Annotated in this window: 11 protein-coding genes; 4 read left to right on the top strand and 7 right to left on the bottom strand. The window is 69.3% G+C overall.

What is annotated here, in order from left to right; translation table 11 throughout:
- From D7Y13_RS34385 to D7Y13_RS34370, 4 genes are all read right to left on the bottom strand, one after another.
- Nucleotides 1–329, bottom strand: a 329-nt coding sequence (locus tag D7Y13_RS34385; protein ID WP_120630915.1) for a carboxymuconolactone decarboxylase family protein, incomplete at its 3' end; no start/stop codon positions are given.
- 30 nt (nt 330–359) lie between these two features.
- Nucleotides 360–629 carry a carboxymuconolactone decarboxylase family protein gene (locus D7Y13_RS34380; protein WP_120582450.1) on the bottom strand — a complete coding sequence of 90 codons (270 nt, stop codon included), beginning with the start codon at nt 627–629 and terminating at the stop codon, nt 360–362.
- A gap of 42 nt (nt 630–671) precedes the next feature.
- Nucleotides 672–1,457 (bottom strand): alpha/beta fold hydrolase, encoded by a 786-nt coding sequence (locus D7Y13_RS34375; protein WP_120537579.1) that lies wholly within the window; start codon nt 1,455–1,457, stop codon nt 672–674.
- A gap of 36 nt (nt 1,458–1,493) precedes the next feature.
- Entirely contained in the window at nt 1,494–2,438 is a 945-nt protein-coding gene (locus D7Y13_RS34370; RefSeq protein WP_120537578.1) for a magnesium transporter CorA family protein, read from the bottom strand.
- Between the two features lie 88 nt (nt 2,439–2,526).
- Here D7Y13_RS34370 and D7Y13_RS34365 point away from each other — a divergent pair, with 88 nt between their 5' ends.
- From D7Y13_RS34365 to D7Y13_RS34355, 3 genes are read left to right on the top strand one after another with little or no spacing between them, the layout of a single operon-like run.
- A complete protein-coding gene (locus D7Y13_RS34365) occupies nt 2,527–3,675 on the top strand; it encodes a hypothetical protein (protein ID WP_120537577.1) in 1,149 nt (382 codons plus the stop codon).
- Entirely contained in the window at nt 3,672–4,523 is an 852-nt protein-coding gene (locus D7Y13_RS34360; protein ID WP_120582451.1) for an HAD-IIB family hydrolase, read from the top strand. Before D7Y13_RS34365 ends, D7Y13_RS34360 begins: the two co-directional genes overlap by 4 nt.
- Nucleotides 4,520–5,716, top strand: a complete 1,197-nt coding sequence (locus tag D7Y13_RS34355) for a class I SAM-dependent rRNA methyltransferase (protein ID WP_120537576.1) — start codon at nt 4,520–4,522, stop codon at nt 5,714–5,716. Before D7Y13_RS34360 ends, D7Y13_RS34355 begins: the two co-directional genes overlap by 4 nt.
- 79 nt (nt 5,717–5,795) lie before the next feature.
- On the opposite strand, the gene D7Y13_RS34350 is transcribed toward D7Y13_RS34355, so the two are convergent.
- Genes D7Y13_RS34350 through D7Y13_RS34340 form a run of 3 tightly spaced genes read right to left on the bottom strand, consistent with a single transcriptional unit; the run spans nt 5,796 to nt 7,718 of the window.
- On the bottom strand, nt 5,796–6,302 hold the full coding sequence (locus D7Y13_RS34350; protein ID WP_120537575.1) for a hypothetical protein: 507 nt from the start codon (nt 6,300–6,302) through the stop codon (nt 5,796–5,798).
- A gap of 7 nt (nt 6,303–6,309) precedes the next feature.
- Nucleotides 6,310–6,735, bottom strand: coding sequence for a hypothetical protein (locus D7Y13_RS34345; protein ID WP_120537574.1), 426 nt, complete (start codon nt 6,733–6,735; stop codon nt 6,310–6,312).
- A 29-nt stretch (nt 6,736–6,764) separates the two neighbouring features.
- Nucleotides 6,765–7,718, bottom strand: a complete 954-nt coding sequence (locus tag D7Y13_RS34340; protein WP_120537573.1) for an alpha/beta fold hydrolase — start codon at nt 7,716–7,718, stop codon at nt 6,765–6,767.
- A 194-nt stretch (nt 7,719–7,912) separates the two neighbouring features.
- On the opposite strand from D7Y13_RS34340, the gene D7Y13_RS49960 reads away from it, so the two are divergent.
- Complete coding sequence (locus D7Y13_RS49960; RefSeq protein WP_244222411.1) at nt 7,913–8,107, top strand: hypothetical protein; 195 nt, start codon at nt 7,913–7,915, stop codon at nt 8,105–8,107.
- Nucleotides 8,108–8,123 lie beyond the last annotated feature (16 nt).

The following is an 8,123-nucleotide window of genomic DNA, read 5'->3' as shown; positions in this document are numbered from 1 at the left end:
GGGATTGGGGCGGGTGGTCCGGGCAGGTAGCCGCCCGCCGCCATCCGCTTCGCGGACTTCGCGTACATGTCGGGCGACAGGCCGTGGACGCCGGTGCCGTCAATCCACCGGTTGTAGAAGTTGAAGATCGCGCACACGGAGACCGCGTCGTAGACGGCCTCGTCCGACCAGTCCGCTGCCTTCAGTCGCTCCACGTCCTCGCGGCGCACGTCTCCGGGCGCGTCGTTGAGTTTGTCCACGAAGGCGAACAACGCCTTCTCGGCCTCCGGAATGGGGGCCGTCGCCACATCGTCCAGCACTGCCTGGACGCGCTCCGTGCTGCCCAGCAATTCCGCCGCGACCGCGGCGTGAGAACCCAGTCAAAACACACAGGCGTTGCGCCGCGACGTGTACGCGGCGATGAGCTCCCGCAGGCCCGCCGACAGCGGCGAGGGCCCCCGCATCACCTCATGGGTGAACGCGGACAGCGCCTCCGTCATGCGCGGCTTGAAGGCGAACAGGTGCCAGATCTGCGGCGACGGAAAGCCAGACGCCCGCGCCATGGCGATCATCCGTCCGTAGTGGCCGTCGGACTCGTGGGACTCGACGTCCGGCAGGTACATGGGTTCCGGGGCAGGGGGCTTCTTCATCGCGCACTTCCTGTTTCAGGACGACGGAGGGGGAGACGACGCTCAGGACAGCGACGCGAGGAACGCGTCCAGCACCGCGTTGAAGGCTTCGGGTTGCTCCTGGTTGGGCAGGTGCGCGGCGTCGGTGATGACCTCCAGCCGTGCCCCCTGCACCAGGTCCACCATCTGCTTCGCCTTGGCCAGGGGCGTGATGGTGTCGTGCTCGCCCACCACCACCAGCGTGGGCCCCGCGAAGCGCGCCAGGATGTCCTTGCTGTCCGGCCGCTGCGCCATGCCCCGCTGCGCGGCGGCGAGCGCCTGGGGGGATGCGGCCCGGCCCATCGCCGTCACCTCGCGGCCCACCGGCGAGTCCGCTCCCGCGTGCACCAGCTTGGGCACCAGCCCCTGGATGACGGACGACGCGCCCTGGGTGAGGGCCTGCTGGGCGGTGGCCTCGCGCTTCTCCCGGCCGGCGTCATCATCCGCCGTGCACTGCGTGTCCACCAGCACCAGTCCGCGCACCCGGCCCGCGTCCTCGCGCAGCAGCGCCATGGCCGCGTAGCCGCCCATGGACACACCGCCCACCACCGCCGCGTCGATGTTCAGCGCGTCCAGCAGCGCGAGGCCATCCTGCGCCAGCCTGCGCATCTCCATGGGGCCTTCGCCCAGCGGGGTCTGCCCGAAGCCGCGCAGGTCGGGGACGAGGAACCGGTAGCGCCCGGACAGCGCCGCCACCTGTCGCTCGAACGCGGAGCCGTCCAGCGGGAAGGCGTGCAGCAGCAACACCGGCAACCCCTGGCCCACGTCCCGGTAGTGGAGCGGGATTCCATCCACGGCGACCGTCAGCATGCGTCCTCCCAGGCAACCGCGTGAGGGGTGCGGCGTTCAGAGCCACTTCTTGTACTTGAACCAGCCAACGAGCCCCAGCGGGAAGCCCACCATGGTGGCCCACATGGCGTAGTACCAACCCTTGCCGGACAGTTCGTCGAAGTTCTGCCCGAAGAAGCCGACGATGAAGGACAGGGGCAGGAAGAGGGTGGCGAAGATGGTGAGCTGCTTGCTGATGTCGTTGGTGCGGTTGGCCACCATGGACAGGTAGCCGTCCATCACGTTGCCCACCACGTCGCGGCCGGAGTCGATCTGCTCGTACAGCCGCACCAGGTGGTCGTACACGTCGCGGAAGTACAGCGTCGTCTTCTCCTGAATCTGCGGGATGCCCCGGCGCGACAGCATGCCCACCACGTCCCGCTGCGGGGACAGCACCCGGCGCAGCGTCACCAGGGCGCGCTTGAGTTGGAAGATGCGCTGGAGGTGCTCTGGATCCGGCTCCGCGAAGATGGCGTCCTCCAGGTCGTCCAGCGCGTCGCCGAAGTCATCCATGATGGGGAACTGCGCGTCCACGAGCGAGTCCGCGAGCAGGTAGAGGATGACGTCCACGCCCCGGCCCAGCGTGCCCGCCGGGTCGTCCCTCACGCGCCGGAGGATGGCGTCGTGGCCGGGCAGCCGCAGCTGGTGCACGCTGATGAGCCAGTCGTTCGCCAGGAAGTAGTGCTGTTCGTGCAGCGTCAGCTCGGTGACGTCCTTGCCGTTGCAGCTGAAGCCCTGGAGCACGATGAACTGGTGGTGTGGGTACTCCTCCAGCTTGGGCCGCTGGTCCAGGTGCAGGCAGTCCTCCACCGCGAGCCGGTGGAGCTGGAAGCGCTCGGCCAGTCGCCCCATGACCTCCGCGTCCGGCTCCAGCACGTCGATCCACTTGGGCCCCGGCCGGTCGAGCAGCTCCTCCCCGCCCAAAATCGCCTTGCCGTCCTCCCACAGACAGACCTGGATCATCTTGAATCGGCTCCCCGGCCGTCCTTCTGGCCCGGGATGCTTGCTAGAACTCCCCGGACGCGAAGTCGAGGGATAGAGTGGGGGCAACGTGTCCGCTGCCGCCGAGAGTCCCCCGCCGGCCTCCCTCACCCCGAGGCTCGAAGAAATCCTCCAGTCGCTGCCCGACCGCGCCTTTTCCGCGCGGCTGCGAGCGGTGTACCTCGCCGCGGCCCATGCCATCTCCCGGCTGAGCGACCTGGACCTGGTGAAGTACGAGACGCCCGTCGTCGACGCCAGCCCCGACCTGTCGCTGTGGGAGGAGATGGCGCCCGTCATCCGCGACACGGTGATGGACGTCAACGCGCTGCTCAACGTCATCCGGGAGCAGTTCCCAGGCACCCCGCCGAAGGCTGCGCCCCCGTCCCGTCCAGGCCCCGGCGACGTGCCCGGCCTGCTCCAGGAGGGCATGGGGAGGCTGGCCCAGAGCATCACCCAGCTGGGCGAGGCCATGCGCAACCCGGCCGTGGTGAGCGACCGCTGGCAGCTGTTGGCGGAAATCCAACGTTTCCGCTCGGACTATCGCGAGCAGATGAGCCAGCTCGTCTTCGACTCCGCGAGCGCCTTCGGCGAGGTGTCCCGCGCCCAGGTCGTCCCCGGCTACGAGGCGGAGGTGAAGGCGGCCGTCACGGTGCGGGCCATCACCTCCGACCTGTCGCGCATCGTGGCGGCGCGGCTGGGCAAGGTGCGCGACGCGAAGCCGGAGGAGGTGCTGTGGAACGCGCAGCAGCTCCAGACGGAGATGGATGCCTTCGGCCGGACCGCCGCGTACCGGAACCTGCGCGCGCAGGACAAGCGGAAGATCGTCGAGGCCCGCGCGGAGGTGGGGGCGCTCGCCATCCAGACCGCGCCGGACCAGAGGGACCTGCTCACCGTCGCGGAGGGCCTGGACGCGCTGGTGCGAAGCCTGTCCGCGGTGAACCAGCGGCAGCTCCTCATCCTCCACGACCGTGAAGTGTGGGCCGCGTGCGGCGTGCGGCTGGAGCGCGCCCTGATGCAGTCGAAGAAGGATCCGGTCGCCTCCGCCAAGGCGCTCGCGGAGGCCGCGGTCAGCGCGCAGTCGCTCTATGGCCGCGACGCGACGATGGACGCGTTCCTGCGCAAGGCGCGCAAGCTGAAGCTCGCCACGCTCACCGGTCCGGAGCTGCTCTCCACCATCGAGTCCTTCCAAAGCCAGCTCGCGCAACTGGACGTGATGTGAAGGCCGGGGCGACGAAGGACGAGGCGAAGGGGGCGGAGCCGCGCCCGCTGCGGCAGGCGGACCTGTCCCACGTGCAGGGCGTCTTCACCGACGTGGACGGCACGCTGACGACCGGCCACAAGCTGCGCAGCCAGACGGTGCGGGCGCTCGAACAGCTGTCCGCCTCCGGGCTGCGCGTGGTGCTGGTGAGCGGCCGGCCGGCGGGGTGGGGCGAGGCGTGGGCCCGGCAGCTTCCCGTGGACGGCGTCATCGTGGAGAACGGCGGGTTGTTCTTCCTCAAGGGGAAGAAGGGCGAATTGCGCAAGGTGTACCTGGAGCCTCCCGCAGAGCGCTTGGCCAACCGCCAGCGCCTGGAGGCGGAGGTGCACCGCGTGCTGGCCCAGGTGCCCGGGGCGCGCCTGTCGGTGGACAGCCGCTACACGGAGGTGGACCTGGCGGTGGACTACAACGAGGAGGCCCGGCTGGGAGACGCGGGGGCGTCCGCCATCGAAACGCTGCTCCGGGCCCGGGGCGTGACGGCGGTGCGTTCGTCGGTGCACGTCAACTGCTGGCTGGGCCGGTTCGACAAGCTCTCCGCGTCCCGCCGCTTCGCGCGCGTGGCGTGGGGCGAGAAGCTGGAGCCCGCGGACGGTCGGTACGTCTACGCGGGGGATTCTTTCAACGACGCTCCGATGTTCCAGGCGTTCAAGCTGGGCGTGGGCGTGGCCAACGTGCGCGCGGTGCTCAATCGCATCGACGCGCCCCCGGCCTTCATTACCCGGGCGCCCGAGGGGCGGGGATTCGAGGAGCTGGCACGCGCCCTCCTCGCCCGCCGCCGGCCGTCCCGCAGTCGAGGAGTCTCAACGTGAATGTCGTGAAGCTGGAGCTGGCCCGGGGCCTGGGGCGTCACCTGCGCGCGGGCCACCCGTGGGTGTTCCGCAAGGCGCTGGAGCACCCGCCGCGGATCCCCGCCGGCAGCGTGGTGGACCTGACGGAGAACGGGAAGTTCGTCGCGCGCGGTTACTATGATCCGCACTCGGCCATCGCGGTGCGCGTGCTCACGCGCGACTCGCGCGAGACGGTGGACTCGCGCTTCATCACCCAGCGCGTGCAGCGCTCGCTGGCCGCGCGCACGTCGCTCATCGACCTGAAGGACACCGACAGCTACCGCCTCATCCACGGCGAGGGCGACGGCCTGCCCGGCGTGGTGGTGGACCTGTACGCGGGCTGGGCGGTGATGAAGCTGTACTCGGCGGGGCTCACCCCCTACCGGCCCCTTATCGTGGAGGCGCTGAAGGCGGGGGTGCCGGGCCTCAAGGGCATCATCGGGCGCGACGAGGTGGGCCGCGACGACGTGGAAGAGGACGACGGGCGCGGCACCGGGCGCATGCTCTGGGGCGAGGAGGCGCCGGAGCTCATCCCCATCCGCGAGCGCGGCGCCGTGTTCATGGTGGACGCGTGGCGCGGACAGAAGACGGGCTTCTTCCTGGATCAGCGGGAGAACCGCCACCTCATCCGCCGGCTGGGGCAGGGCAGGGACGTGCTCAACTGCTTCTGCTTCAGCGGCGGCTTCTCCGTGAACGCGGCGCTGGGCGGCGCCAAGAGCGTCTTCTCCGTGGATCAGGATCCGGAGGCCATCGCCCTGGCCCGCGAGAACTTCACGCGCAACGGGCTGCCGGCGGAGAAGCACGACTTCCTCGCGGCGGACGTCTTCGCCCTCATCCAGTCGTTCAAGGAGGAGGGCCGCACGTTCGACCTCATCATCCTGGACCCGCCCGCCTTCGCGAAGAGCCAGCGCGCGGTGGAGGCCGCCATCGACGGTTACGCGTCGCTCAACCGGCAGGCCCTGGCGCTCTTGCGTCCCGGGGGGCTGCTGGCCACGGCGTCGTGCTCCGCGCGCGTGAACGGGGACATGTTCATGGGCGCCGTGCGCGAAGCGGGCTTCAAGGCCGGCGTGGACCTGGCGCTGGTGGAGGAGCGCTACCAGCCGCCCGACCATCCGGTGCGCCTGCAGTTCCCGGAGGGCAAGTACCTGAAGTTCTACGTGATGCAGGCGGTGTAGCGCGCCGTCCGGCCACCGACAGGGGCGCCCGGTCCGGAGCGCCTCCCAGGGGCTTCATGGAAGGCTTCGCGAAGCGGCTTCAGGTCCCGAAGACCTGGTGGGCCACGCGGTCCAACACGTCCTTGCCCCAGACGATGCTGGCCTTGCCCAGGCGGTCCAGGTCGCGGGTGAACTCGCGGCCGTCCGGCATCACCGTGTACGTGCGGCTCAGGAACAGGCTGCCACTTGCGGGCTCGAAGTCCACGCTGCCGCCACCGGTGTCCGTGCCCTCTTCCTGCTGCTGCCGGAAGCCCTCGATGATGCCGGGCTTGGGCGGCTCGCGGAACCGGTAGATGAGGGCGCTGGCCTTGAGGGAAGGGGGGGACTCGATGTGCTCGAAGGCGTACTGGCCCTCGCCGTTCATCATGCCGCCCAGGCCCTGTTCGTTGAGGCCCTCGGTGATGCCCGCGCCCTGCGTCTGCAGGTACCACTTCACCAACTGACGGGCCGCATCCCGCGTCATCGGGCCCCCAGCGGCCGGCGCTGGACGCGCCATGCCGATGGTGGACAGCAGCCACTGCAGGCCGGTGGAAAGGGAGCGGCTCATGGGCGCGTCACTTCGCGGGAACGGTGCGATCCGCGACGCGATTGAAGACTTCCTCGCCCCAGTTGAGGCTGGCTTCCACGAGCCGGTCGAGGTCTTCCTTGAACTGCTGCTCCGCCGGCACGACGCCGTACGTGCGGCTCAGGAAGAGGCTCTTGTTCTCGGTCTCGTAGTCCACCTTGCCGCCGCCGGTGTCCGTGCCGGACTTCTCCTCGGCACGGAAACCGTCGATGACGCCCGGACGGGGCGCGTCGCGGAAGCGGTAGATGAGGGCGCTGCACTTCAGCGCCCCCGAGTCCTTCGCATGTTCGAAGTAGATCTGCGCCTCGCCGAGGGCGGCGCCGCCAAATCCCTTCGCGTTGAGCCCGGAGCCTTCCGCGTCTCCGTGGGCCCTCATGAATGACTGCACCAGTCGCTGGGCTTCTTCGAGCGTCATACGTGCAGTCATATCACACCGTCGGTTGACTAGAACTTACCCTCGCGCGCCTGGTCGAACGGGACGCGCTGGTTCAGGTACGTGTCGTTGATGTTGTGCGCGCCGGAGAAGATGCTCTTCTCGGAGAAGTAGTGGATCTTCGCGTCCTTGCCCGCGTTGCGGATGAGGTCGAGGGGGCCCTTGCCGCTGGTGCCCAGACCGAACAGGCCCGGCACGGGGTCCTTGTCGTTCACGTAGTGCACGTACTTCGGGCCGTTCGGGTAGGTCGCCGCGGCGGCGCCGAAGGTCTCCACGGAGACCTTGCCGAGCTTCGCCTCGACCTGCGCGGGGGACAGCCCGTCTTCGATGCGCAGCCGCTTGGCCACGTCGTTGAGCGCGCGCGAGGTGATGAGACCGCCCTGGCTGTGCGCCATCAGGTGCACGTCACGGCCGGCCTTCAGCTCCGTGTAGAGCGAGTCCGCCAGCGTGTCCACGGCCGGGTTCTTGCCCTTGTCCATCTTGTCCGTGACGCACTGGCCCAGGTCCTTGAAGAAGCCCTCGGTGGAGTTGTGGATGCCGATGGTCTTCTGGCCCGTCTTGTCCGCGATGGCCTGCAGCGTCTCCTTCTGGCCCGCCATGTCCGTCATCATTCCGTTGACGTAGATGAGGGTGCCTTCGGTCTTCACGCCGTCCTTGGGCGTGTAGGCCGGGACCTGGCTCAGCGGGGTGCTGGCGTCGAACGTCTGGCCACCGGCGCCCACCAGCTTGCCGTCGAACACCTTGTCCTTGGAGCCGGCCGGCGCGGTGAAGACGCTCGCGGGCGCCGCGGTGCGGACCGCGCTGTTCGTCGCGCGCGCGTCGAAGCCGTCCTTCACCTGGTTGGCCGGCTTGGCCGTCACGGCCGGAGCGGGCTTCGCCACCGGGGCCGGGGTGGTCGTCGGCGTGGTCGGCGTGGTGCGCGTGGCGTTGTTGATGGAGTTACGACCGCTCCCGATGGTTCCCATGGCTTGATGCTCCTGCGGATTCTTTGAAGGGGGGAAGGAAAGCTTGAGGCGTTGATCCATTCTCACCGCAACCGCCCAAAAGTTGCGAGGGGGTCGCGGAATGTGTGTGACGCACCGCGCAGCGGCGTGTCCACAGGGCGAGTGGATTCAAAGACGGACCGGCCGCTCCGGAAGGGGCGGATTAAGGTGGTGGCATGGTCCAGAAAGGTCAGTTCCTGGAGCGCTCCACGCTCATCCCCGTCGGCGGAGGCGCGGAGGTGATGGAGGGCACGGTGCACCGGGGGCAGCGCTCGCCGCCGCTGCTCATCCTTCCGCCCCGGCCGGAGGAGGGGGGCGGCATGGACCACGTCCTGGCGGCGGAGGTGGCCCTGTATCTTATACACATCTGACGCTGCCGACGAACTC

The sequence above is a fragment of the Corallococcus praedator genome (assembly GCF_003612125.1).
GTDB classification, from domain to species: domain Bacteria; phylum Myxococcota; class Myxococcia; order Myxococcales; family Myxococcaceae; genus Corallococcus; species Corallococcus praedator.
The sequence above is the reverse complement of the archived record's forward strand: the minus strand, read 5'-3'. Positions and strand labels throughout refer to the sequence as shown.

Excerpts from the sequence above, each read along its gene's own strand:
- D7Y13_RS34380 (WP_120582450.1), bottom strand. The coding sequence starts at position 629 with ATGAAGAAGCCCCCTGCCCCGGAACCCATGTACCTGCCGGACGTCGAG.
- D7Y13_RS34375 (WP_120537579.1), bottom strand. The coding sequence starts at position 1,457 with ATGCTGACGGTCGCCGTGGATGGAATCCCGCTCCACTACCGGGACGTG.
- D7Y13_RS34370 (WP_120537578.1), bottom strand. The coding sequence starts at position 2,438 with ATGATCCAGGTCTGTCTGTGGGAGGACGGCAAGGCGATTTTGGGCGGG.
- D7Y13_RS34350 (WP_120537575.1), bottom strand. The coding sequence starts at position 6,302 with ATGAGCCGCTCCCTTTCCACCGGCCTGCAGTGGCTGCTGTCCACCATC.
- D7Y13_RS34345 (WP_120537574.1), bottom strand. The coding sequence starts at position 6,735 with ATGACGCTCGAAGAAGCCCAGCGACTGGTGCAGTCATTCATGAGGGCC.
- D7Y13_RS34340 (WP_120537573.1), bottom strand. The coding sequence starts at position 7,718 with ATGGGAACCATCGGGAGCGGTCGTAACTCCATCAACAACGCCACGCGC.
- D7Y13_RS49960 (WP_244222411.1), top strand. The coding sequence starts at position 7,913 with ATGGTCCAGAAAGGTCAGTTCCTGGAGCGCTCCACGCTCATCCCCGTC.